The 24,066-nt window shown below is 52.1% G+C and carries 24 protein-coding genes; 6 read left to right on the forward strand and 18 right to left on the reverse strand.

The genetic code is table 11. From position 1 onward, the window contains the following. Positions 1-129: 129 nt before the first annotated feature. Positions 130-888 (reverse strand): tRNA (guanosine(46)-N7)-methyltransferase TrmB, encoded by a 759-nt coding sequence (trmB, locus tag D3P09_RS06540; protein ID WP_120108158.1) that lies wholly within the window; start codon positions 886-888, stop codon positions 130-132. Between the two features lie 216 nt (positions 889-1,104). After that, a complete protein-coding gene (locus D3P09_RS06545) occupies positions 1,105-1,311 on the reverse strand; it encodes a hypothetical protein (protein WP_120108160.1) in 207 nt (68 codons plus the stop codon). A 278-nt stretch (positions 1,312-1,589) separates the two neighbouring features. Here D3P09_RS06545 and mnmL point away from each other — a divergent pair, with 278 nt between their 5' ends. From mnmL to D3P09_RS06565, 4 genes are read left to right on the forward strand one after another with little or no spacing between them, the layout of a single operon-like run. After that, positions 1,590-2,549 (forward strand): tRNA modification radical SAM protein MnmL/YtqA, encoded by a 960-nt coding sequence (gene mnmL / locus D3P09_RS06550; RefSeq protein WP_120108162.1) that lies wholly within the window; start codon positions 1,590-1,592, stop codon positions 2,547-2,549. Between the two features lie 3 nt (positions 2,550-2,552). Continuing rightward, a complete protein-coding gene (gene mnmM, locus D3P09_RS06555) occupies positions 2,553-3,128 on the forward strand; it encodes a tRNA 5-(aminomethyl)-2-thiouridylate-methyltransferase MnmM (protein ID WP_120108164.1) in 576 nt (191 codons plus the stop codon). 22 nt (positions 3,129-3,150) lie between these two features. Beyond that, positions 3,151-3,546 (forward strand): VOC family protein, encoded by a 396-nt coding sequence (locus tag D3P09_RS06560; protein WP_120108165.1) that lies wholly within the window; start codon positions 3,151-3,153, stop codon positions 3,544-3,546. A 40-nt stretch (positions 3,547-3,586) separates the two neighbouring features. Next, a complete protein-coding gene (locus D3P09_RS06565) occupies positions 3,587-4,564 on the forward strand; it encodes a type I phosphomannose isomerase catalytic subunit (RefSeq protein ID WP_120108167.1) in 978 nt (325 codons plus the stop codon). A gap of 1,087 nt (positions 4,565-5,651) precedes the next feature. On the opposite strand, the gene D3P09_RS06570 is transcribed toward D3P09_RS06565, so the two are convergent. From D3P09_RS06570 to D3P09_RS06595, 6 genes are all read right to left on the reverse strand, one after another. Continuing rightward, positions 5,652-7,478: a B12-binding domain-containing radical SAM protein gene (locus D3P09_RS06570; protein ID WP_120108169.1), complete on the reverse strand. Its 1,827-nt coding sequence runs from the start codon at positions 7,476-7,478 to the stop codon at positions 5,652-5,654. A 148-nt stretch (positions 7,479-7,626) separates the two neighbouring features. Continuing rightward, on the reverse strand, positions 7,627-9,174 hold the full coding sequence (locus tag D3P09_RS06575) for a trypsin-like peptidase domain-containing protein (RefSeq protein WP_120108170.1): 1,548 nt from the start codon (positions 9,172-9,174) through the stop codon (positions 7,627-7,629). Positions 9,175-9,301: 127 nt separating this feature from the next. Then, a complete protein-coding gene (locus tag D3P09_RS06580) occupies positions 9,302-9,862 on the reverse strand; it encodes a GNAT family N-acetyltransferase (RefSeq protein ID WP_120108172.1) in 561 nt (186 codons plus the stop codon). Between the two features lie 84 nt (positions 9,863-9,946). Beyond that, positions 9,947-10,450: a ferritin gene (locus tag D3P09_RS06585; RefSeq protein WP_120108173.1), complete on the reverse strand. Its 504-nt coding sequence runs from the start codon at positions 10,448-10,450 to the stop codon at positions 9,947-9,949. Positions 10,451-10,545: 95 nt separating this feature from the next. After that, on the reverse strand, positions 10,546-10,767 hold the full coding sequence (locus D3P09_RS06590) for a DUF1450 domain-containing protein (protein ID WP_120108175.1): 222 nt from the start codon (positions 10,765-10,767) through the stop codon (positions 10,546-10,548). Between the two features lie 280 nt (positions 10,768-11,047). Continuing rightward, complete coding sequence (locus tag D3P09_RS06595; RefSeq protein ID WP_120108176.1) at positions 11,048-12,475, reverse strand: S41 family peptidase; 1,428 nt, start codon at positions 12,473-12,475, stop codon at positions 11,048-11,050. A 91-nt stretch (positions 12,476-12,566) separates the two neighbouring features. Here D3P09_RS06595 and D3P09_RS06600 point away from each other — a divergent pair, with 91 nt between their 5' ends. After that, positions 12,567-13,364 carry a Cof-type HAD-IIB family hydrolase gene (locus tag D3P09_RS06600; protein WP_120108178.1) on the forward strand — a complete coding sequence of 266 codons (798 nt, stop codon included), beginning with the start codon at positions 12,567-12,569 and terminating at the stop codon, positions 13,362-13,364. Positions 13,365-13,421: 57 nt separating this feature from the next. Next, positions 13,422-13,622, forward strand: coding sequence for a cysteine-rich CWC family protein (locus D3P09_RS06605; RefSeq protein ID WP_207892447.1), 201 nt, complete (start codon positions 13,422-13,424; stop codon positions 13,620-13,622). Here D3P09_RS06605 and D3P09_RS06610 read toward each other — a convergent pair. The 10 genes from D3P09_RS06610 to cysT all read right to left on the reverse strand — a co-directional run bounded on the left by D3P09_RS06610 (position 13,612) and on the right by cysT (position 23,917). Then, positions 13,612-14,301 (reverse strand): ABC transporter ATP-binding protein, encoded by a 690-nt coding sequence (locus tag D3P09_RS06610; RefSeq protein ID WP_120108181.1) that lies wholly within the window; start codon positions 14,299-14,301, stop codon positions 13,612-13,614. The two genes, D3P09_RS06605 and D3P09_RS06610, sit on opposite strands and share 11 nt — an antisense overlap. Next, entirely contained in the window at positions 14,301-15,950 is a 1,650-nt protein-coding gene (locus D3P09_RS06615) for an ABC transporter permease (RefSeq protein WP_120108182.1), read from the reverse strand. Before D3P09_RS06615 ends, D3P09_RS06610 begins: the two co-directional genes overlap by 1 nt. Positions 15,951-15,955: 5 nt before the next feature. Next, positions 15,956-17,029, reverse strand: a complete 1,074-nt coding sequence (locus D3P09_RS06620; RefSeq protein WP_120108184.1) for a Fe(3+) ABC transporter substrate-binding protein — start codon at positions 17,027-17,029, stop codon at positions 15,956-15,958. A 128-nt stretch (positions 17,030-17,157) separates the two neighbouring features. Continuing rightward, complete coding sequence (locus D3P09_RS06625) at positions 17,158-18,564, reverse strand: sensor histidine kinase (RefSeq protein WP_120108186.1); 1,407 nt, start codon at positions 18,562-18,564, stop codon at positions 17,158-17,160. Beyond that, complete coding sequence (locus tag D3P09_RS06630) at positions 18,561-19,235, reverse strand: response regulator transcription factor (protein ID WP_120108187.1); 675 nt, start codon at positions 19,233-19,235, stop codon at positions 18,561-18,563. Before D3P09_RS06630 ends, D3P09_RS06625 begins: the two co-directional genes overlap by 4 nt. A 184-nt stretch (positions 19,236-19,419) precedes the next feature. Continuing rightward, positions 19,420-19,896, reverse strand: a complete 477-nt coding sequence (fur, locus tag D3P09_RS06635; protein WP_120108189.1) for a ferric iron uptake transcriptional regulator — start codon at positions 19,894-19,896, stop codon at positions 19,420-19,422. Positions 19,897-20,147: 251 nt separating this feature from the next. Continuing rightward, on the reverse strand, positions 20,148-21,209 hold the full coding sequence (locus D3P09_RS06640; RefSeq protein WP_120108190.1) for a sulfate ABC transporter substrate-binding protein: 1,062 nt from the start codon (positions 21,207-21,209) through the stop codon (positions 20,148-20,150). A gap of 33 nt (positions 21,210-21,242) precedes the next feature. Continuing rightward, on the reverse strand, positions 21,243-22,307 hold the full coding sequence (locus D3P09_RS06645) for a sulfate/molybdate ABC transporter ATP-binding protein (protein ID WP_120108192.1): 1,065 nt from the start codon (positions 22,305-22,307) through the stop codon (positions 21,243-21,245). Between the two features lie 3 nt (positions 22,308-22,310). Continuing rightward, on the reverse strand, positions 22,311-23,108 hold the full coding sequence (locus D3P09_RS06650) for a sulfate ABC transporter permease subunit (RefSeq protein WP_120108587.1): 798 nt from the start codon (positions 23,106-23,108) through the stop codon (positions 22,311-22,313). A 2-nt stretch (positions 23,109-23,110) separates the two neighbouring features. Then, complete coding sequence (gene cysT, locus D3P09_RS06655) at positions 23,111-23,917, reverse strand: sulfate ABC transporter permease subunit CysT (protein WP_120108589.1); 807 nt, start codon at positions 23,915-23,917, stop codon at positions 23,111-23,113. Between the last annotated feature and the right edge of the window lie 149 nt (positions 23,918-24,066).

Below are 24,066 nucleotides of genomic sequence, written 5' to 3' on the forward strand. Positions count from 1 at the left end.
GCTTCCACTACGCTCCGCTCCTCATTTCCTAGCTTCATCCCATCTTCTGCAGCGTTTTGAAAAAACGAATCATCGGAAGCATAAGCTCATGTGCTGAAAACCGGACTTTTTGAACTCGCACTTTAACAGCTATTCTTCCGAATCGTCTTCATCAGAATCCGAGCTTGCGGCTACTTCAGCCTGCAGGCTCTTTTGCTTGTTCTCGCGATGCTCTCTGAGCGCCTCTGCGCCGATGACAACCTCTACACGATGGATGGGCTGACCTTTCTCCATAAACTTCATCTCATATTCGGTAAATACGAGATCCTCGCGGGGCTCGTCCTTATGCAGATGCAGCGAGATGTTCCGCATAACCAGCTCCATGTCGGCGAAGCTGTTCAGCGAAAACTCGAACAGCGACTGCGAATCCGTCTTGAAGTGAATTTGGCCGCGCTCGTTCAAAATCTCGATATACTTCGATACAAAACGCTGATGCGTCAGTCTGCGGCGCGCATGCTTGCTCTTCGGCCACGGATCGCTGAAGTTCAGAAAGATCCGCTCCAGCTCGCCGGGCGCGAACATCGTCTCAATGCCTTCAATATTAGCTCGCAACAACGCAAGATTCGGAGGCGTCTCCTCCCCCTTCTCTTCCCAGGCGATACGCGCTTTCTCGCTTGCTCTTCTGAGCAGCTCGTCGTACATGTCCACCCCGATAAAGTTAATATGGGGATTGCGCACGCTCATCTGGCTGATGAAGCGCCCTTTGCCCATGCCGAGCTCCACATAAATCGGATTGTCATTGCCGAAAAACTCGCGCCATTTGCCGCGATGCGGCGCCGCATCCAGCACCACCAGCTCCGGCTGTCCCTCCAGACTCTCGCGAATGCCTTTTCTTCCTCTTAAACGCATATCGTTATTCTCCTCTTTTGTAGGCTAATCACATTACGTGCATGTTAAATGGTCAGTCCTTATTGTGCCCAACTCTGCCCTTGTTGTAAAGCGTTTTTCTTCTCTGGCAGCCGAACAGGAAATTGCTGCAAAAAAAAGAGACGCCCTCCGAGGGAGCCTCCATCAGGCCCCTTGCGAGTAACGCCTCTTCACGATTCAGACATGTATGCTAGCGTGCTAATTCAGGAATTGGTACGAGATCGGAGCGTTGTCCTTCCCGTCCTTCTCCCATGCATCCTCAAGTACCATATTCAGCTTGCGCCGGGCAGATACCTTCACATCATGATTGGCATGGAAGTGTACGCCTGCCAGCGCCATCAATTCCTTCACCGTCAGCTCTACTGTTACTTTCTCGTCGCCGTTCGGAATTTTTGTCAAATTCATCTCACATCACCTCATCGATTTATGTTTTCATTTCCAATTAATCGACTTTTCATGTGTGCGGTTACATTTAGACTATGTCAGGTTTTTTCATTGATTTGTCGCACTTTTAATATAACACATCATGTTAGGTTTTTCAAGCCTAAAATGAGGATTCGTCTTACTCATTTCCAGTTTTTCCGATATCCGAACGATTATACTCTTCAAGCGGTTCAAGCATGGCTTTTCGGCTCGTTTTTCGATAAAATGTAGGGTGAACGTTGTGGAAGAAGGGGAAATTGATGATTGATATACAAGCACCAGAAGAGCCTTTACTCTGGGGTGACAAAAGATTTCATACGTGGAATTACGAAATGAGAGAGCAATTCGGCGGCAAAGTGTTCAAAGTAATGCTGGACGCCGGATTCACTTGTCCCAACCGGGACGGAAGCATCGCCAAAGGCGGCTGCACATTCTGCAGCGCACGCGGATCTGGAGACTTCGCCGGCAGACGGCGCGACGATCTGGTTACGCAATTCAATACGATCCGGGACCGGCAGCACCAGAAGTGGCCGGAAGCGAAGTATATCGGCTACTTCCAAGCCTATACGAATACGTACGCTCCCGTAGAAGAGCTTCGCGAATATTATGAAGTCATACTGCAGCAGCCCGGCGTCGTGGGATTGTCCATCGCTACGCGTCCGGACTGTCTGCCTGACGATGTCGTCGATTATTTGGCTGAGCTGAACGAGCGCACTTACCTGTGGGTGGAGATGGGCCTTCAGACCGTGCATGAATCGACTTCCCGGCTTATCAACCGCGCCCACGACACGGAATGCTACTTGGATGCCGTAAGGCGGCTGCGCGAGCGGGGCATCCGTGTATGCGCGCATATCATCTACGGACTGCCGCAGGAGACCCATGAGATGATGATGGACACTTGCCGCGCGGTTGCACACATGGATGTGCAAGGGATCAAGATCCACCTGCTCCACTTGATGCGCAAGACGCCGATGGTGAAGCAATACGAGGCCGGTCTGCTTCGATTCCTGGAGCAGGACGAATATATGAAGCTGATCGCAGATTCGCTGGAGCTGCTGCCGCCGGAGATGATCGTTCATCGCCTGACGGGCGACGCGCCTAGAGATCTGTTGATCGGGCCGATGTGGAGCCTGAAGAAATGGGAAGTGCTGAACGGCATTGACGCCGAGCTGCGCCGCCGCCATACGTGGCAAGGCCGCTTATGGCAGCTGGAGGTGTAGCCGGTGGGGTTCTTATCTGTACTAAGCACGGCTCACAAATGGATTGCTGAGCGAGCCGCCTGCGGTGACATCGTGATCGACGCAACCGCAGGCGGCGGAGTCGATACGCTGGCGCTGGCGGAGCTTGTGGGGCCTAAGGGATGCGTATACGCCTTCGATATTCAGCAAGCGGCCCTGGACCGGACCCGGGAGAGGCTTGAGGCTGCAGGAGGCCATCCTCAGGTGAAGCTGTTGCTGCAGAACCATGCGAGCATGGCGGATGCGGTTGCTCCGGAGCATAGCGGCCAAGTTGCCGCCATTATGTTCAATCTGGGCTACCTGCCCGGCAGTGACCAGAGCATCGTCACCCAGCCGGAATCGACGATCGTGGCGCTTGAAGCCGCCTTGGGCTTGCTTCGTACCGGCGGCATTCTGACCTGCGTGCTCTATCCCGGCCATTCCGGCGGCGACCTTGAAGCCGAGGCTGTGGAAGCATGGGCCTCTGCCCTGCCGCAGCAGGTCGGACAGGCTGTGCTGTACCGACAGCCGCAGCGGAACGCCGCGCCTTATCTGATTGCGATAGAGAAACGAAAAACCTGATACGAGAGAGGAGAATGTCCCCGTGGCAGTCAAAAAAATCGAGCATATCGGCATTATGGTTAAGAACATTGAAGCATCTGTGGCTTTCTATACCGAAGTGCTGGGCCTGGTTCATAAATATACGATGACGCATACGAACGGCGTAATCCGGCTGGCCTTCCTCGCCTTCCCCGGCACGGAAGAGACGGAGATTGAATTGATCGAAGGCTATAACGATTCCCTGCCTGCTGAGGGCAAGGTTCATCATATCGCCTTGACCGTTGATGATCTTGACGCAGAGGTTGAGCGTATCAAAGGCTTGCCGGTAGAACTGCGCGATACGGAGATTACGATTCTTCCGAACGGCGCAAGATACTTCTTCTTCTATGGGCCGGATGGCGAAATTCTGGAATTGTTCCAGCCGGGACAGCCTCTATAATTGGCAACTTGGAACTACGAATTCAGAGGAGGCGGTGCCCATGAGCATAAAGCCGTACCCGCTGCAATTCAAAGCGGAGATGAAAGAGAGAATATGGGGCGGACGGGCCTTGGAGAGCTTCGGCCTTCAGCTGCCCCCGGGAGCAATAGGCGAAGGCTGGATGATCAGCGATCATCCGAACGGGATTACTCGCGTCATGAACGGTCCGCTGCAAGGACTTGGTCTTGACGTGGTCCGGAAGCAATACGGCAGCGAATGGTTCGGGACTTGCGGCGCCGCTGCAAGCAATGGAAGATTCCCATTATTGATCAAACTGCTGGACTGTAACGATGATTTGTCCGTCCAGGTTCATCCGACGGATGATTATGAGGGCTTGCCTGAGGGCGAATCCGGCAAGACAGAGATGTGGTATATCCTGTCGGCTAAGCCGGGAGCCAAAATCATATACGGACTAAAAGAGAACATGGATGCGAAGGCCTTGTCGCGGGCTATGGAGTTGGGACTTGTCATGGACACGCTTCATGAAGTACCCGTCAAAGCCGGAGATGCCTTCTATATCCCAGCCGGAACCGTGCATGCGCTGTGCTCGGGCGTGGTCGCAGCCGAGATTCAGCAGAACTCCGATACGACTTATCGCCTGTACGATTACAATCGCCCGGGGCTGGACGGCAAGCTGCGTGAGCTGCACATCGAGGATTCGCTTCGGGTAATAGCCTATGACAACGCCGGCGCCAGCCGTATGAATACGATGAACATCGGGCCGGGAGAGTGGCTGACCATCGCTTCATCGTCTTATTTTCTGGTCGAGAAAGGCCTGATTAGAGGCAGCGAGCAAGCAGCAACTTCACCTGACAGCTTTGTTATCCTTGTAATTGCAGAGGGCGAAGGACTCCTGAGCTGGGAAGAAGGCGGGCAATCCGTCCGTGCTGGCGAATGCTTCTTGCTGCCTGCAACATTAGGACGCTATGAATTGTCCGGCTCGTTGACGGTGCTGCGCTGCTCCGTTCCGGGCAATTAAACAGCTTGCCGTTAAAGAAGGGGCTGTCCGGCTTCCGGAAGAAGCGAATCGCTGTTCTGCACAGCGTTACACGCGCTAAAGTGACGAAAGCACGAACATAGCGACGCCTCACAACGTTACAACACGCGCCAAAGTGGCAGAAATACGTATGTAGCGACGCCACACGTCGTTACACGCGCCAAAGTGGCAGAAATACGTATGTAGCGACGCCACACGTCGTTGCACGCGCCAAAGTGACAGAAATACGAATATAGCAACGCCTCACGTCGTTACACGCACCAAAGTGGCAGAAATACGTATGTAGCGACGCCTCACGTCGTTACACGCACCAAAGTGGCAGAAATACGTATGTAGCGACGCCTCACGTCGTTGCACGCGCCAAAGTGGCAGAAATACGAATGTAGCGACGCCTCACGTCGTTGCACGCGTCAAAGTGAAAGAAATACGAATGTAGCGACGCCTCACGTCGTTACACGCACCAAAGTGGCAGAAATACGTATGTAGCGACGCCTCATAACGTTGCGCGCACCAAAGTGACAGAAATACGAATATAGCAACGCCTCACTTCGTTGCACGCGCCAAAGTGGCAGAATACGTATGTAGCGACGCCTCACGTCGTTACACGCACCAAAGTGGCAGAAATACGTGTATAGCAACGCCACACGTCGTTACACACGCCAAAGTGACAGAAATACGAATATAGCGACGCCACACGTCGTTACACGCGCCAAAGTGACAAAAACTCGAATGTAGCGACGCCTCACGTCGTTACACGCGCCAAAGTGGCAGAAATACGAATATAGCGACGCCTCACATCGTTGCACGTACCAAAGGGACAAAATTACGCAAATAACGGTACACAGCAACGTTAAAATGATTGGATTGGTCCCAAAAGGGCGGGATTGTCCAGAATTATATCTGGATAACTAAGTAACGCCCATTGAACCCAAAAATGGCGGTGCAGGGAACCCCCTGCACCGCCATCTCTTCATTTTCGCCGCTTCATTCATCGAATGAGCTGTCTCTTCGAGCCACCTTGCTTTTGAGACAGCTCCTTCCGTCTCCTCATCATCGCACCTGAACCTGTTTAAGAGCGGACCCCGGCAGCTTCCACCGCGACCATGAACGGACGAGGCTTAGGCTTGCCTCCCTCTTGTCCAAGCGCATACAGCATAATAAGCAGCGTATGGCGATCCTTGCAGAGCTCGCCCGTCTGCAGGAAGCGGGCCATGTCGAACGGCATTAGCTCCAGGACGGCGTGCTTATGAAGCTCTCTCTCTTGAAGCCCTAGTGCCGCGAATTCAGCGGAGACAACCTCAGGCGAATCGCCCAGCTTCTTCATCCAGCGCGACCACTCCGACTTCTCCAGCATATATTCCCACCAGATCTTGCGCGGCTTGTAATTATGGTTCAAGAAATAATCGTATTTCATGAGACCCAGCACAACGTCCAGATCAAGCTTCTCTCTGATTTCATCCTCTATACCTGCAGTCTCACCGCTGCCAACAGTGGTCAGGAAGGACCATAGCCGCGAGAACAGATCCTCCAGCTGGTGGCCAATCTTCTGCCAGCCCCGCTGCTCCCAATAATCGCCGAACAACTGGAAGAAGTCGAACGGAGACGGGAAGACATGATCGACCAAATAAAGCAGCGTATGGTCCATCCGGTGCGCATTCCAATATTTCTCCAGCACGTCCTCTACGCGCTTGATGCGCACGATATCGCCGAACGGCATCAGATCGTTGCCCAGCATCTCGTACGGCGCTCTATCCATGTAGATATAGCCCCACTTCTCGGCATCCAGACGCAAGCCCGTTCCTCGCAGCATCTTCAAGAATCCGAGCTGCAGCTCCTCTGGCCGCAAGGCGAATACATCATTGAACGTTCCTCTGAACGTATCATAATTCTCCAGCGGCAAGCCGGCAATCAAGTCCAAATGCTGGTCGATCTTGCCGGAGTCCTTCACCTTTGTAACCGTACGGACCAGCTTAGACCAGTTCTGGCGGCGCTGAACCGCAAGATTGGTCGGATCATTCGTCGACTGGACGCCAATCTCGAAGCGGAAGATGCCGGGAGGCGCATGCTCGGCCAAATAATCGAGCACCTCCGGACGCATAATGTCCGCCGTAATCTCGAATTGGAACACGCAGCCCTGATGGTTCTCAATGAGAAACTGGAACATCTCTAGCGCATAATCCCGCTTAATATTAAAGGTCCGGTCCACGAATTTGATCAGCTTGGCGCCATTCTCGATAAGATACAGAATATCGGATTTGGTCCGCTCCATATCAAAATACCGCACGCCCACCTCAATGCTGGACAAGCAGAACTGGCAGCTGAACGGACACCCCCTGCTCGTCTCAAAATAAACGACGCGGCTGCCCAGGTGTGGAATATCCTCTTGGAACCGGTGCGGGGAAGGCAGCTCATTCAAGTTAAGCTTCGGACGTCCAGGCGTAATGACAATCTCTGTCTCGTCGCCTTTCCGCTTGCGGTAAGCCAGTCCGAATACCATATGGAATTTTCCGTCTCCTTCAATCTCCGTCAGCAGATGATGGAAAGTCTCCTCCCCTTCCCCCATGACGATGAAGTCAACGTCCTGCAGGCGCTCCATCCATTGCTGGGTGTCGTAGCTGACTTCGGGTCCACCTAGGACTATGCGGATGTCCGGCTTAATTTTGCGCAGCATATTGACGACGGTGATCGTCTCTTCAATATTCCAGATGTAGCAGGAGAAGCCGATGACATCGGGATTGCGGGAGAACAGGTCGGAGACGATGTTCATCGCCGGATCCTTAATGGTATACTCCGCGATCTCGATATCGAATTGATGCTCGCTGTACGCTTTCAGGCAGCGCAGAGCAAGCGACGTATGAATAAACTTGGCGTTAAGCGTCGATAACACGACTTTCATATGGCTATAAACCTCGCTAACTTTAATCAGTGTGCAAATGCCGATACCCGTCAGGCAGCGGCAAGCTGCCTTCTATTGTACCGGACTTGAAGCCAAAAAAGAAGAGGAGCCCTATCCCCGCATGCGGAGAGGGCTCCTCTATTAACAATTAGAATCTCGTTGTGATGTAAAGCTGGTCTTTCAACTGCATGTCGATAACCGGATAATGAACGCGCCATTTGCCTTCGCCAAGCGGCGTTACTTCTTCAGAAGCAAGGCCTCTAGGCTGGAAGCTGTAATCGCGCTGGAACGATACCGTCACCTGAATCTTCTCGTCAGGCAGCATCCGATGCAGCTCATGCGCCAAATTCACCGACCATAGCCTCAACTCGCCTGCAGTCGCCGCTCCATAATACAGATAGAATACGGGATCGATATTAGCTGTAAATACGAGCCAGCCGTCCGCATCGCGTTTCACTTGCCAGTTCGTAATGTCGGCATTGCCTTCCAGTGTCTGCACAACCGCGAATTCTTTTTTCATCAACTTCTGAATCTCTTCATGCGATACGCCCTTCAGCGTATCCGGCAGCGGCGGCGTAAGGAATTCGGCTTTGGCCACCATATCGTCCGTCACCGACTTCGCAAGCTCGGCAGCATGGAAAGCAGCTACGGAGATGCCGATATCCGCCAAGGAATTATCCAGACCGGCGCTCGTAATGCCTACCAGCTCGCCGTATTCATTAAACAGGGCGCCGCCTGAGCTGCCATGGTCCGTCTGAGCGTTCGTCTGAAGATAAGTAATGCCATTCTCGAAATGATAATTGCTGATCAGCCCTGTAGAGACCGTATTCATCAAGCCTTGCGGGCTTCCAATGGCATAGACGCGGTCGCCCTTGCGTGCAAGGTAGTCATAGCTGAGCTCAACCGGGAGCAGATCCATTGGCGCCTCTGTACGGATAATGGCCAGATCGGCTTCCTTGTCGTAAGCTACAACGCCTTTCACCTTGAACTCGTCATAATAAATCGAATTCGCGATAGCAGAGGTCGCATCGAAGATGACGTGATAATTGGTCAAAATCAAGTCCTCGCCGATCACTACGCCGCTGCCCAGTCCTCTGTTCGTCATGATCATTACGACGCTTTCATCGAACAGATCAACGATTTGAGTGGAAGAAAGCTTGTCTTCGTCGCGATACACGTTTTCCGTTTCTTCTTCGTCCTGATATTTCTCCAATTGCTGATAGTACCAGCTTTTCACCTTGACGGCATTGGCTGCTTTATCCCACTCTACCTTGGCCTCCAGCTTCTCGGCGATAAAGCGGAGCGGCACATACACGACGTTATTTTTGGCAGCTGCCGCAGCATCCGCCTTCACCGTCTTGCCGTTCACGATCGCTTCCTTCTGTCCGATCCCCATCGTAATGGTGAGTGTGCTATTGCGAATAATGATCGTCTTCGACTTCTTCTCATAGACCGAAGAAGCTTCCAGTGCATTCAGCAAGTCCGTCATGGGAACCATCGTCACGCCGTTTTCCTTATAGATAGGAGCCGACAGCTTAAGCTGCTTCCCGTCCACCCATAGCTGGATGGCTGCGTTTTTCTCCGCAGTCGAGCTTGCTGCAGCCGCAGCATGCGCCGTCCCAGCCGTTACGGGCCCCAGCAGCAGTCCAGCAACAAGCACGGAGCTGACAACGGCTTTATAACCCATCTTGTTCATTAATTTCCCCACGTCCTCCCATATTCACCTAGCAACATATACCAGATCATCCTATCATGTTGATCGGCAAGTGTCTACGAAATGATAATAGAGTTCATAGAGAAAAAACCGGGGGTTGTCCCCGGTCCTAAAGCGCTTTGATCATGCGTGTATAAAGGGCTCCGCCTACATGAAGCTCGCCGTCCTCCCGATACCCCAGCTTCTCATATAGAGCGCGGGCTCTATCGTTGTACTGCTCGACAATCAAGGACAATCTGGCGCAGCCTTCCTGGATGCCTTTTTGCTCGAAAGCGCCAATTAATGTCTTGGCAATGCCTTGCCCCTGATAACGTTCATCTACCGCTACAGAATCGAGATAGAAATCGCCAGGCCGGCATTCCGGCACCAGCGCCTCCGCCGCTTCCGGCCCATAATTGCGCGCAAGCCGCTCGCGTATCGGCCGATCCAGCCGCTCCGCCTCATCTCCCGCATAACAAATGAGCATCCCTGCAATGGCGCCATCGCGCCGGTCTACTATAATATTGCGATAGCTCAGCCGGTTCTCTTCCTGCCGGACGGCATCGGCTAATATCCGCCAAGTCTCCGCATCGTCACGCGTGCCTGACAGTGTATATGCGATCGTATCAATAGCAGATAGCATTAACGGCATTATCGTCTCCGCATCTTGTGGTGTCGCTTGATCAATCATGTTCTTACCCCTTTCAACTTCCATAGCTTGCCCTAAAATAAAAAAGGGCCGGAGACGTCCATCCGTCTCAAGGCCCATCCCTTGTTATTCAGCCGGCGGCGTAAACGAGCGGCCTGCGAATTCTGTATCCAGCATATAGAATGCATTGCTGTCCTTGTCGATCCGCTTGAGCTTATTGATAATGCTGTCGAACAATGCTTCCTCTTCCACCTGCTCATCGATGAACCACTTCAGGAAGTTGATCGTCGCATGCTCGCGGTCGTTCATCGCAAGGTCGGACAAATGATAGAAGCGCTCTGTATTCTGCTGCTCATGCTTGTACCCTTGCTCGAAGGCATGAAGCACGGAATCATATTCATTGTTAGGCTCAGGCAGCGCCTCAAGCGTAGCCCGGCGTCCCCGGTCATTCAGGAACTTGTATATTTTCATGGCATGAAACCGTTCTTCCTCGGCTTGTACAATAAAGAAATTAGCGAACCCGTCCAGGCTGTCGCCGGAACAATAAGCTGCCATTGCAAGATACACATGTGCGGAGTAGAACTCAAAGTTCATTTGTTCGTTAAGCGCTTTGGCTAGAGCATCATTCATAATTGTGCACCTCAACTTTTCTTATTTATACTTATTCTAACATAAAAGAAAGAGGCGGCAAATGGCCGCCCTTCCTAAATCAACCACTATTATGTCTAACCGATCATTTTTTTCAATCGCTTATAGAGCAAATCCGGTGTCGGCGCGCTTATGGTTTTGGATTTCACCACGACGAAGCATTCCATCTTGCAGGTTTTGCAATTGCCCAGACAATCGCTTTTCTTGCGTTTAATGTCGGGATAGTTCTCCTTCATCGCTTTGTACAGAGACTTGGAGCCGTTTTTCAAATTACGCCTGCAATACTTAATCTTCTTCATAGGTCCACCCCGCGCCGTTCATTCGTAACTGATCATCGTTCTCATCATTATGATAATAATTATCAGTGATAAAGTCAAGAAACAAGGCTTGCCTGGTGAAATCTTCAAAATACCTCACGGTCAAAATACGGCTTCATCTCTTCTGCCTTCCTTAAGATATACTTCTTCTCCACCATTCATTCATGTCTTTGCCGCCTCTTCATGGCATTAACAACAAAAGTCCGAAGCCGGCGTGACGCCGACTTCGGACTTCTGATCAACCCACGTAACTCGCCAGTCGTTACTTCGAGAGGCTTTGCAGCACCTCGATGCCTTTCTCCAGCTGCGTATCTTCCTTCGCCAGCTTCTCACGGAGCAATTCGACGAGCCTGTAGCCTGTCTTGTCGTTGAATACGCCTGTGGACTCCAGCCCTTCGGCGCTCTGGAACGCCTTGAGCGCTGCTTCGGTCTGTTCGTCGAAGACGCCTTCCTTGCCAAGCGGACCGTAACCTAGCTCGCGCAGCATGACCTGAAGCGTGATGACATTGTCCCCATAGCTTCCGCGCTGCATCTTCGAGCCTGTGGCGAGCGGTCTGACCTTCGCATATTCAGGAAGGGATACTTCATAGTCCGGCGCGACGCCTTGCTTGTTGATCCACGTTCCGCCCGGTGTCTTCCACTGCGCTTCAGTGAGGCTGAGCACGGAGCCGTCAGGAAATTGTCTGAAGGCCTGAACAACGCCTTTCCCGTATGTCGTCTCCCCGACTACCTGCGCTCCGGCGGATTCCTTCAAGGCTGCCGCCATCACTTCGCTGGCGCTTGCCGATTGACCATTCACCAGCACAGTAATCGGGAGCTTCCACTCCTTCTCCTGATGGGACAAGAAGCTGACCGTCTGGCGTTCATTTTTGTAGACGACATCCAATATCTTCTTATCCTTCGGTATAAGGACGCTGGCAATCTCGATGGTGGACGTCAGCAGCCCGCCCGGATTGGAGCGCATATCCAGCAGGAGTCCTTTCAAGGGGCCTTCCGACTCCAGCTTCGCAAGCTCCTCCTTGAACTCCTTCGCCGTATTCTCGGCAAACCGGCTGATCGTAATATGGCCGATCCCGTCATCCAATCGCTCCGCCAACACGGTATGCACGGGGATAGCGGCACGCTTAAGCGTGATCTCCAGCGGCTCCTTCTCGCCTGCGCGCTGCAGCGTGAGCGTAACCGAGCTGCCTTCTTCTCCGCGCACGATGCCTAGCAGCTCCTGGAAGGACAAGCCCTTGACCTCTTTGCCGTCAACCGCAAGAATGACATCGCCTGCGAGCACGCCGCCGCGCTCCGCCGGCGTATCCTTAATCACCGAAGTAATGACATACTGCTCTTCTTCCTTCCTCATGTTGGCGCCAATGCCGTAAAACTCGCCTTCATAAGATTGGGTATAGGCCTCGCCCTGCTCCCCGACCAAATATTGCGAATACGGGTCTTCGAGTGAAGCCAGCATGCCGCGGGCAGCGCCGTTAATCAGATCCTCCGGCTCAGCGCCTTCCAGATAATCATCCAATATTTTCGTGTAGGATGCGTTGAATTGCTTGAATGTAGGCTCCTTCAATATCGGATAGCGCATCGAAACCGATAGCGATCCGAATAGGTATCCAATAATTAGCAATGCAAATACGCCGATGACGTATATGAATCCCGATTTCTTTTTGACTGGCGTTTCGCTGTAGTGATCCATTCGATTATCTCCTTGTATGTAAGCTGGTTTTTCGCTACAATCAACTTTATTGTGAATGCTGTGACGGCAACAGAGAGGAGCTACCGCTAGTATGTATAAGCTGATTGCTATTGATGTGGACGACACGCTGCTAAGCGATAATTTAACGGTATCGGAAGAAACTCGAGGGGCGATGGCCGCCGCGATCGAGATGGGCGTTACGGTAACGCTCGCTACCGGCCGCATGTTCGCTTCCGCCCAGAAGATTGCGAAGGGCATTAATCTTAATGTACCTATTATCACGTATCAGGGTGCTCTCGTCAAAACGCTGCTCGATGGACAAGTTCTATATGAGCGTTCCGTACCGGCGGATGCGGCGCGGGAGCTGTACGACTACTGCAAGAAACATGGCCTTCATCTTCAATCCTATGTGAATGACGAGCTGTATGGCACCGAGGATAATGATCGGATCAAAGCCTATTCCAAGCTATCGAATATCCCATATTTAATTGAACCCGACTTCAGCAAGCTGATCGATCAGCCCACCAACAAAATGCTGATGATCGACGAGCCCGACCGTCTGGATGAGATTGCAATCGAGCTGCAATCGATCATCGGCGACCGGGTCCATATTACGAAGTCGAAAGCGCACTACCTGGAATTCATGCACAAAGAGGGCACGAAAGGCCATGCGCTGAAGTATATGGCCGAGCATATCGGCTGCTCGATGGAGGAGACGATTGCAATCGGCGACGCATGGAACGACCGCGAGATGATCCAGGCCGCCGGACTTGGCGTCGCGATGGGCAACGCTGTGCCGATGCTGAAGGAAATCGCCGACTATGTGACACTGTCCAACAATGAAGACGGCGTCAAGCATGTAATCGAGAAATTTATATTAAACCGTTAACCAACATAATCAGCCCTGCGGCTTGTGGCCGCAGGGCTGATTGTACAAGGAGGATTGATGATGAGCGATAAATGTCCTCTGTGCGGCGAATGCAACCGCTGCGCGGCTCTGATGGAAGAGAACCCTCGCGATTGCTGGTGCTTTCATGCCGCAATACCGAAGGAACTGCTTGCCCGCATTCCAGGCGATGCTCGCGGCAAGTCATGCGTATGCGAGAGCTGTGTCCGCGCTTATCGGATTGAAGAAACTAAGAAGTAACCAGTTGATGCTTCTTACCTGCCTGAAGCTCGGGCATGAAGGATGTCATCCTGATAATACGATCGCATAGTGCCTCCGCATCCTCATGATCATGCGTCACTAATATGGATGTAATACCGGTCTGATGCAGCAATTCCTTCAATTCCTTCCGTATGCCGTTCTTAAGCTCCGAATCCAGATTACTGAATGGTTCATCCATGAGGAGCAGCCTCGGACTGGGTGCCAATGCCCTGGCGAAAGCAACGCGCTGCTGCTGGCCTCCGCTAAGCTCGTGCGGGTAGCGGTGGCCGTAGTCTGCCAGCTTCACAAGCTCCAGCATATCGGTTACACGATTCTTTCGCTCGTTCCGGCTTAATCCGCGCAAGCCGAAAGCAATATTCCGGCTAACGTTCATATGCGGGAACAGAGCATAGTCCTGGAACACCATTCCAACGCCGCGCCTCTCCGGTTGCACAAATTTATGACGGCTCGACATTGTTTCTCCCTGTATGGAGATCTCGCCTTGACTTGGAGCTTCCAGTCCCGCTATAAGCCTGAGCAGCGTGCTCTTGCCGCTCCCGCTCTGGCCTAGCAAACCGACAACCTCTCCCTGCTCCAAATCTAGAGAAAAGTCATTTAGCACAGCAGCAGCAGTCCCAGGATATGAATACGACAATGCATGTATCGATACAAACGACATTATGTACTTCCCCTCCTTCCCATCCATTGATAGATGCAAACTGCTATGACGCCCAACAGAATAATAATCAGGGATGGAATGGCCGCTTGATGAATCTGTTCATCACTGGCATATTGATATGCTTTAGTAGCCAGCGTGTCGAAGTTGAACGGCCTGAGAAGCAGCGTCAGCGGCAGTTCCTTCACAATTTCCAGAAACGCCAGAATACCTCCAGTCAGCACAGCCCCTTTGATCAATGGCAGCTCCACCTTAAAAAATGTAGCCGTCACGCCGTGACCCAGCATTCTGGAGGCTTCGGAATATCGTTCGCCAATTCGGTCATATCCGGCATCTACGGCATTAAAACCTACAGCCAAAAACCGAATGATATAAGCAAATACAAGCATTATGAGCGACATACTCAGCACCAGCTTATTCGCCCCAAAGCCCATCGCCTCATAGACGCCTGCAAGCCTCTTGTCCAGGGATATAAATACGGCAAGCACACCGATAGAAAGAACAGCTCCCGGAATGGAGTAACCCATGGAGAGAAGCTTGCTGCTAACTAACGTTATACCGGAACGCCAGGTGCGGCTCGCATTCGCTGCAATAACGGCCAACACCATTAGAAGTGCTGCCGCTGCCGCTGACACGCCCAGCGTATTGCCGATCATCCGGAAAAAGCGATCATTCCATACATCATCATAGGTCCAGACAGCCCATACCGCCAATTGGGCAACAGGAATAAAAAAAGAGAGCAGCGTGATTATAATACCGACAGTTGCAGCAATCCCACCCGAGACTCGGCCAAGCCTCATTCTGCGCAGCGGAGTACTCCGGTTAACGGGCAGATGATATCTTCTTCGTCTGCGCATCCATCTCTCGGCTATAAATAATCCGATAATAAAGCTCATCAATAGCCCGGACAATCTGATGGCCGAATCTACATCGTACATGCCAAACCAGGTTTTGAAGATAGCGGCCGTAAACGTAGAAATACCGAAATGCTTTGACACTCCATAATCATTCAATACTTCAAATGCGACCAGACTCGCGCCGCCCGCTATCGCTCCTTGCGACAACGGCAGCACAATTCTAAAGAAATTCGAGACGGGATGCCCTCCGAGCAGCCGTGCATTCTCGATAAAGGAAGCACTGTGCTTCTCTAGAAATGTACGAGTGATCAGGTATACGTATGGAAAAAGAAATAAGGAGAAAATCCATATCGCGCCTTCCATCGACATGATGTTGAAGTAGCGCTGGTCCACGGACCAGCCCAGCGTATTGCGCATAAAGGTCTGTACGCTTCCGGTATAGCTTAGCATCGAACCATACGTATAAGCCGCAATGTAAGGCGGAATCGCCAACGGCAACACAAAGGCAAATGATAGAAATCTGCGCAGAGGAAAATCGTAAGCGGTCGTCAGCCAAGCTAGCGATGTGCCTGCAACAACCGTAGCGGCGACAGTCCCGCCAGTCAACAAGAGCGATTCCCACGCGTAATTGAACAGCATGTATTCCTGAATATGCGCCCAGTTCTCGCTCGGACGTCGCAATAAGCCCGTTAAAATATAAAGAGACGGAAGAAGGGCTGCAAGAGCCCCAATTCCGCTTATGACAATCCAACCGTTCAGCTTATGTCTGATTCTACTCGGCAATAAGTGCTTCATACTGCTTACTTCCAAGCAGCTTTGTTCAACAGCTCGGTTGCTTTCTTATTATGCACGCCCAGTTTGGCGTAATCGATGTTTTGCTTTTTGAACTCGCCCCAGCCCTTAAGCAGCTCAGGCAATTCGGCCGCAGTATTGACAGGGAACTCGAAGCTGCCATTTGTCAGCATTTCCTGTCCATCTTTGCCCGTCATATATTCAATTAGCTTAAGCGCATTGGCTTTGTTTTTTGCATGAGCCGCCAGACCGATGCCGCTAATATTGAGGTGCGTCCCTGTCGTCTCCTGGTTAGGGAAAAAGATGCCTATGTTCTCAGCAACCTTCACTTCCTCAGCATCCTTGGAGTGCAGCATTTGTCCTACATAATAAGTATTCATAATCGCTACATCGCCGACGCCTGCCACAATAGCTTTCGCTTGATCACGGTCGCCGCCTTCCGGATCGCGGGCGAAATTCGCGACAATCCCCTTCGCCCACTCCAGCGTCTGCTCTTCCCCATTCAGTTCGATCAAGGATGCGACTAGCGACTGGTTATACAGATTCGTGGAGGAACGAGCCAGCACCTTGCCCTTCCACTGCTCATCCGTCAGCGCCTCGTAGGTCGAGAGCTGATCCGGGGTAACCCGGTCTTTGGCATAGACGATGACCCGGGCCCGAGAAGCCAGCGCTACCCAGTTATTATCTGCATCTCTAAGCTCAGCGGGCACGTTGCGGTTGATGGTCTCCGATTCGATCGGCTGCAGGACGCCGCTTTCCTTCGCGTAGTTCAGCACACCGCCGTCCACCGTAATGAACAGATCCGCTTCAGAGCTCTCTCCTTCGCGCTTCATCCGTTCCACCAATTCCTCAGCCGTGCCTTTAATTTCATTAACCGTAATGCCCGTTTTCTTCTCAAATTCATCGAACATCGCAAAGTCTATATCGTAATGACGGGCCGTAAAGACGTTAACAACCTGATCTCCTTTAGAAGCGCCTGCTGAATCAGTGTTTTTGTTTCCGCTATTGCTCGCGCATCCCGTCAGGATGAGTACGGCCGCCATGGCTGCCAACATCGATTTAACTATGTACTTCTGTTTCATTGATCTTCTCCCTCTCATTCCCGCTATCATTCTTGTTGATAATGAATATCATTACCACAATAGTCATTGTAACGAATGAAAATGAGAAAATGCTGTGAAAACGAAAAAAATTTGCACATATATTACATCTAATCTGGTGTGACGGGAATGGTTAAGATAGCAACAGTCCCGCCGCTTGGATGATTGTCCACAGAGATTGTGCCTTGAACACTATGCATAATCCGTTTGGCAATCGGCAAGCCAAGCCCATAGCCGAGTTTACCCCCGCTCCTCGACTTGTCCGCTCGGTAGAAGCGGTCCCAAATATAAGGCAAGTCCTTCTCCTCAATACCAATCCCCTTATCCGCGATTGAAATAATCGCCTTTCCCTCATGCCGCTCCGCAAGCACGGTCACTTCCCGGCTATCGCCCGAATACTTCACCGCATTATCGAGCACAATGCGAAGAACGCCTTCCAGATGGCTGTCACCGATAGCAAGCGATATTCCGTCCAATTCTTCTGCCTCCAGCTTAAAAGAAAACGAAGGATGCGCAACGCCCATCTTCCCTACGACAGCATTCAATAATGCCACTGGCGTACCGCAGCGCTCGACTGTGGCATTCTCCTCCAGCTTCTCTGCCCTGGAAAGAGTCAATAGCTCTTCTACCAGCGATTTCAGCCTGGTCAATTCCTCCATGGATATCCGCAGCGATTCATCGAGCACCTCCGGATTATGTTTTCCCCATCTCCGAAGAAGCGCCAGATGTCCCTCCATAACGGCAATAGGAGTTCTAAGCTCATGCGAAGCATCCTCGACAAACTGCTTCTGCTGAAGAAAGGAGCGTTCCACCTCATCCATCATGTCGTTAAACATCATTTTCAGTGCAGAGATATCGTCCTTGGAAGCGCCCGGCGCCATTCTCTCCTGCAGGCCATTCTGTTTCACCTTGCGGATTGTCTCATTCATGGATCGCAGCGGCTTGATCAGCTGCCGCGCAACCAATCTTCCTCCCAATACGCTAACCATAATCGCAACCAGACAGCAAATAACCATAATTCGGTAAAAAGCAGAAATCAGCCCCTCGATATCTTCGACACTACGGACAATTTCTACCGTTCCTCGAAAATCAAAAATCGTAATTGGACTCCGGCTGATCAGCATCCCGTCGGCATAATGCGTGTCCATCCTGCTGCCAGAGGGCAAGCCGGCCTGCACCATAGCTGTCGGCATATTATCAGCCGTCACAATAATGGGAGTCCCGCCTTCGGTCAAAATCCGAATCATGCCGTCCCGTCTATTGGCTCGCTCCAAATAATGACGGATATCGGTATGATCGCCTTCCCCGATTCTCACTTCTTTAGACAATAACAGATTAAGAAGCTCCTTCATGTCCTGCTCCATGCGATGCTGCTCCTGCTTCGCCATCCATTTGTCCACAAATACGAATTGAATCAAATTGCTGGCGGCGAACAGTCCGCATAGCAGCAGAGAGGCCCATATTGTCAGCTTCCAGTGGATGGGCACTTTGGCATAGAAATGTCCGATCCTGCTCATCTTCGCATCACATAGCCGATACCGCGAATCGTCTCGATGCAGCTGGCTGCTCCAGGCACATCAATTTTATTGCGCAAATACCGCACATAGACATCAACCACATTGGTATCCACTACGGCATCATAGCCCCATACGCTGTCAAGTAAAGTTTCCCTTGGCATAACCCGGTTCAAATTTTTCATAAACGTCTCCAGCAGTCCAAATTCCCGCTTTGTCAGCTCCAGCATCTTTGTACCTCTGCTAACCAGGCGAGAGACAGTATCCAATCTAAGCTCCCCGCAGCTCAGCATAGAGTCCGGCTCTCCCTCAACCTGCTGCCTGCGGAAGACCACTCTGATTCGGGCTAGAAGCTCTTCGATAGCAAACGGCTTTGCAATATAATCATCAGCTCCAGTATCCAGCCCCGATACGCGGTCTGTAACACTGTCACGGGCCGTAATCATAATAATCGGCACCTGCTTATACGCCCGTATGGCCTTGCATACCTCTATCCCATCCATCTCAGGCAACATCAGATCAAGCAAGATCAAATCCCAATGTTCGTCCAGCGCAAGGCGCGAACCCGTCGCTCCCTCGAAAGCAATTGTTACATTGAAGCCTTCATGACAAAGCTCCAGCTCGATAAATCTGGCCAGATTCACTTCATCCTCTATAAGCAGAATTCGCTTCAACCGTCATACCTCCCCTTGCCATACACGCTCAGTGTTGCTTCATGTCCCCATTCTATTTGATAATAATTTTCATTGTCAATCATAATGAATGCAAAAAGGACTTCCTATAGCAGATGAATCCCGCTTGGAAGTCCTTATTTTCACGCTGATATTTGTTATAGACTACTACATTACTTTATATAGCCTAGGAGACAGCTTTGGAATGTCGCTTGCATTCGCCGCTTTGGCATTCCTTATAGTTGCCGGTGAAGTCCAGACGATGATCCAGCACCTTGAAGCCGTATTCCCGCTCCAGCCGCTCCTCCAGATCCGTCAGCCAGTCTTCTTTGATTTCCTCAAGCGCGCCGCACTTTTGGCAAATCAAATGATGGTGCATATGCTCATGGTCTTCGCCGCGCAGGTCGAAGCGGGCGACGCCGTCGCCAAAGTTCATCTTCGCCACGATCTGCAGCTCTGCCAGCAGCTCAAGCGTGCGGTAGACCGTTGCGAGGCCAATCTCCGGGAATTTCTCCTTTACAAGCATGTAGACATCTTCCGCGCTCAGATGCTCCTGCTCGTTCTCCAGAAGAACCCGCACTATGATTTCACGCTGGGTCGTCAGCTTATAACCATTTTCCATTAAGCTTCTTTTGATTTTATCTATCTCAGCCGAAACGTTCATCTCTTCGCACCTCCAATGATGGTATCGCACACGATCTATGAATAGCCTGCCGCAAGACGGCAAGCGCCAGGAATTTAGAATTATTCTAATCTAATGGTAGTCGATTTTGGGCAAGAATGCAATATCCGATTGTTCGTCTTTTCTTGTTTCGCTCTCCTATAATTCGAGTTTGTCGATGAAATCCCTTCTTTCTCCAGAAAAAAAAGAAGCTGCCGCCTGAATCGCGACATGCTTCCGCTTGGATAGACTCATTATAGATCAGCAAGCACCTGGTACCAAACGCCCTTCTTGGAATACAGCAGCTGGCGAACCTCGCTCCATCCGCCCAAATATTCAATGTCGAACAGGCCTTCCGGCGTAGTGAAGCTCTCCTTCGATTCCTCGGCTACCGCTTCATTGCTCGGCCGGAATCCATGCCTGACGAACAGGCGCTGCGCTTCCTCGCTATGCAGATAGCTGACGAACGCCTCCGCTACCTCCCGGGTGCCGTGGCGGTCCGCGTTGCGATCGACGACTGCAGCAGGATTCTCAATGAGAATCGTATCCTTCGGTATGACGATATCATAGGAGACGCCTTTCTTAATGCGGGCAAGCAGCTCGTTCTCGTAGGTCACGATGACATCGCCTACACCGTATTCGAAGGCAGCCATCGACGCCCTGCCGCTCTTGTCGAGCGATTCCACATTGCGATGGACCGCCTTCAGGAACGACTTGGCATACTCTGCCGACTTCTCGCCTGTCTCCGCTTCCGAGCGCTTGAGCCCCGCTCCGTAGATGGCGTTAATATCCCACTGCGCCCCGCCTGACGTTTTGGGATTCGGATAGAGCACCTTCACTCCGTCGCGGGCAAGGTCCGACCAATCCTGAATGCCCAGCGGATTGCCGGAGCGCGTACCGAGCACGACGATGGAGCGGGTGATCATCCCGCCATTATCATTCTCGCGCCAATCATGCGTCAGAAGCCCCGCATCCGATATTTTATTCAGATCGCCTTCCATTGCAAGCACCGCCACATCGGCTTCGAAGCCGCCTGCGATCGCCCTGGCCTGCGTGCCGGACGCCTCGTACGATTCCTGGAATGTGACGCGCTGGCCCGTCTTCTGCTCCCAATGCTTCTGGAATTCCGGCAGCAGCTCTGCGAAAGCGTCCTTCACAACCGAATAGGCGCCGATTACGAGCGTGACATCGCCTTCCGCAACCGGCTGGCCATCTGCCGGCGCATCTTTCTTTGCACAGCCAGCCGAGACGATTAACGTTGCGGCAGCCAGCAGAGCAAGGAGCAGGAACTTTACGGGAATCGGATTACGTATCATAAGGGCAACACTCTTTCCGCAATTAGGCTAAGGTTAGATATGAATCGGCATCGGATCGACTTTGAGCGGATTCTCAAGCACCCAGCTCGTTTGATCGTTGAACAGGTAGGCGCGGTGGACAAGCACATTCACTTCTTCGCCGGGATGCAGCACTTCCTTCTCCAGTGACCGGTAAGTAATCAGCTTCGTGTCGCCGACTGCTAGCTCTACCATCCATTCGCTGCCGCGGAAGTGAAGATGCTTCACGACAGCCGGCATCGAAGCGGAGGCCAGCTTAATCTCACCTGCTCTGCCGATCTCAATATATTCGGGACGGATAAGCGCCTTTGTGCCCGCCACATTCGACGCATCCTCGAAGCCCCGAAGCTCAGACAGATTCTCGACAATCGACGATTCGCCGATAAAGCTGGCGACAAACGGCGTCTCCGGGTTTTTATAAATATCCCATGGGCTGCCCTTCTGCTCCAAGCGGCCTTTGCTGATGATCATAATCTCGTCGGCGACTTCAATCGCCTCATCCTGGTCATGCGTTACGAAGATCGAGGTGATGCCTAAGCGCTCGATCATCTCCTTCAGCCATGTCCGCAGCTCTGTGCGGATCTTGGCGTCGATCGCCGCAAACGGCTCGTCGAGCAGCAATAGCTGCGGCTCTGGAGCAAGCGCTCTCGCAAAGGCGACACGCTGACGCTGACCGCCGGAGAGCTGGTGGGGATAACGATGCTCGAAGCCCTTCAGTCCCGTAAGCTCCACCAGATACATGACCCGCTCGCGAATTTGCTCTTTGGTCTGCTTCTTTACTTTCAGTCCAAATGCAATGTTGTCATAAACCGACATATGCTTGAACAGCGCATAGTTCTGGAAGACAAATCCGATGCCCCGCTCCTGCGGCGGCAGATCATTGACCCGCTGTCCGTGGAACACAATATCGCCGGAGGTCGGCGTCTCGAGACCGGCAAGCATGCGCAGGATCGATGTCTTGCCGCCGCCGCTCGGACCGAGCAGGCCGATCAGCTTGCCTTTCTCGATATCGAAGCTTACATCCTTGACCGCATGGAAATCGCCAAAGCTTTTGTTTAAGTTGCGAACCTCGATATGCATCTCCTAATGCACTTCCTTTCGTTTTTTGGCCCATTCCATCAGAAGCAGCAGGCCTACGGAGAAAGCCGCAAGCACAAGCGCGATTCCGTTGGCGGCCACTACGTTGAAATTCTCGACGTCCTGATAGACAAGCGTCGTTGCGGTCTGCGTCTTGTTCATGATATTGCCCGAGACGACCAGCACCGCGCCGAATTCGCCGAGCGACCTTGCCACCGTCAATACGACGCCGTAGATGACGCCCCAGCGAATGGACGGCCATGTTACTTTCCAGAACGTATACCACGAATAAGCGCCTAGCGTCGACGCCGCTTCTTCCTGTTGGGCGCCGATCTCCTGAAGCACCGGCATAACCTCCCGCACCATAATCGGGAACGTCACGAATAAGGTCGCAAGAATCATGCCTGGCAGCGCATATACAATCTTTAAGCCGGCATCCTCGAATAAAGCGCCGATTACGGTCTGAGGACCCAGCAATAACACAATCATCAATCCGCCGATAACCGGCGATACCGCGAACGGCAAGTCAACAATGCTGTTAAGCAGCCGTTTCATCCTTGGGCCGATCCACTGGGCCCGCACCAGATACAGGGCAAGCATAATGCCAAAGCCGGTGTTGATAATCGTCACGACAACGACAATTATTCCGGTCATCATCAGCGCGTGCAGCGCCTCAGGACGCGTCAGGCCGTCAATCAGGCCTTGAATGCCGTTCTCCCAAGCGCCCAGCACAATCTTCACGAGAGGCGCGATAAGCAGCAGGGCAAAAACAAGATACGTAAGCCAAATCCAGGTTCTTCTTATCGTCATGCGCCGGTCCTCCTAGCTTGCAGGACATTGACCAGCCATAGAATGAGGAATGACAGCGTCAGCAGCATAACCGACACGGCCGCAGCGCCTTGCGGATTGTTGCTTTCGATTTCTCCAAATATATAGACCGAGGCCACAAGCGTCTTCCCCGGGATATTGCCGGCGACGAGCACGACTGCGCCGAACTCCGCCAGTCCCCTGGAGAATGCCAGCATGGCTCCGCTCAGAATGCCGGGCAGCATCGTGGGCAGAATGACGCTGAAGAACGTCTTCGCCTTGGATGCCCCAAGCGTATAGGAAGCTTCCTCCTCGGACTTGTCAAGCTCCTCCAGCAGCGGCTGGATCGCGCGAATAACGAAGGGGAATGTAACAAAAAGCATTGCAATGACGATAGCCGGTTCATGAAATACAATCTCGATGCCGACCGATGAAGCTAGCGAGCCTACTAGACTGTTAGGCCCGAGCAGCAGCAAGATCAGCAGCCCTCCTACAGCGGTTGGCAAAGCAAAAGGCAAATCGACCAGGCTGTTCAAGAAGCTTCTTCCAGGAAAACGGTAGCGAATGAGCACCCAGCCGATCATCGTGCCGAGAGCCATATTGATCAAGGTCGCGATGACAGCCAGCTTCACCGTGAGAAGCACAGCCTTCCATGCAAGCGGATCGGAGACGCTCTCCCAGAACGGCATCCAGCCGAGCGAAAAGGATTGCGTATAAATGCCGAAGATGGGCAATACAATGAGACAGATAAAATAAAGAATAATGGCTGTTCGAAATCCGAAGCTCCATCCTCTTCCACGAAACATGGCATTCACGATAACTTAACCTCCAAACCATCGGCTCGAGCCGCAGGTGTTAAACCGCCTAATTACACAATTCCTATTAACTTACTAGGTATTAATAATGTAGCATTCACCCGAGAAGGAAGTCAATGGTTATTTAAGAAAAAATGATA

Source organism: Paenibacillus pinisoli (assembly GCF_003605435.1).
GTDB classification, from domain to species: Bacteria; Bacillota; Bacilli; order Paenibacillales; family Paenibacillaceae; genus Pristimantibacillus; species Pristimantibacillus pinisoli.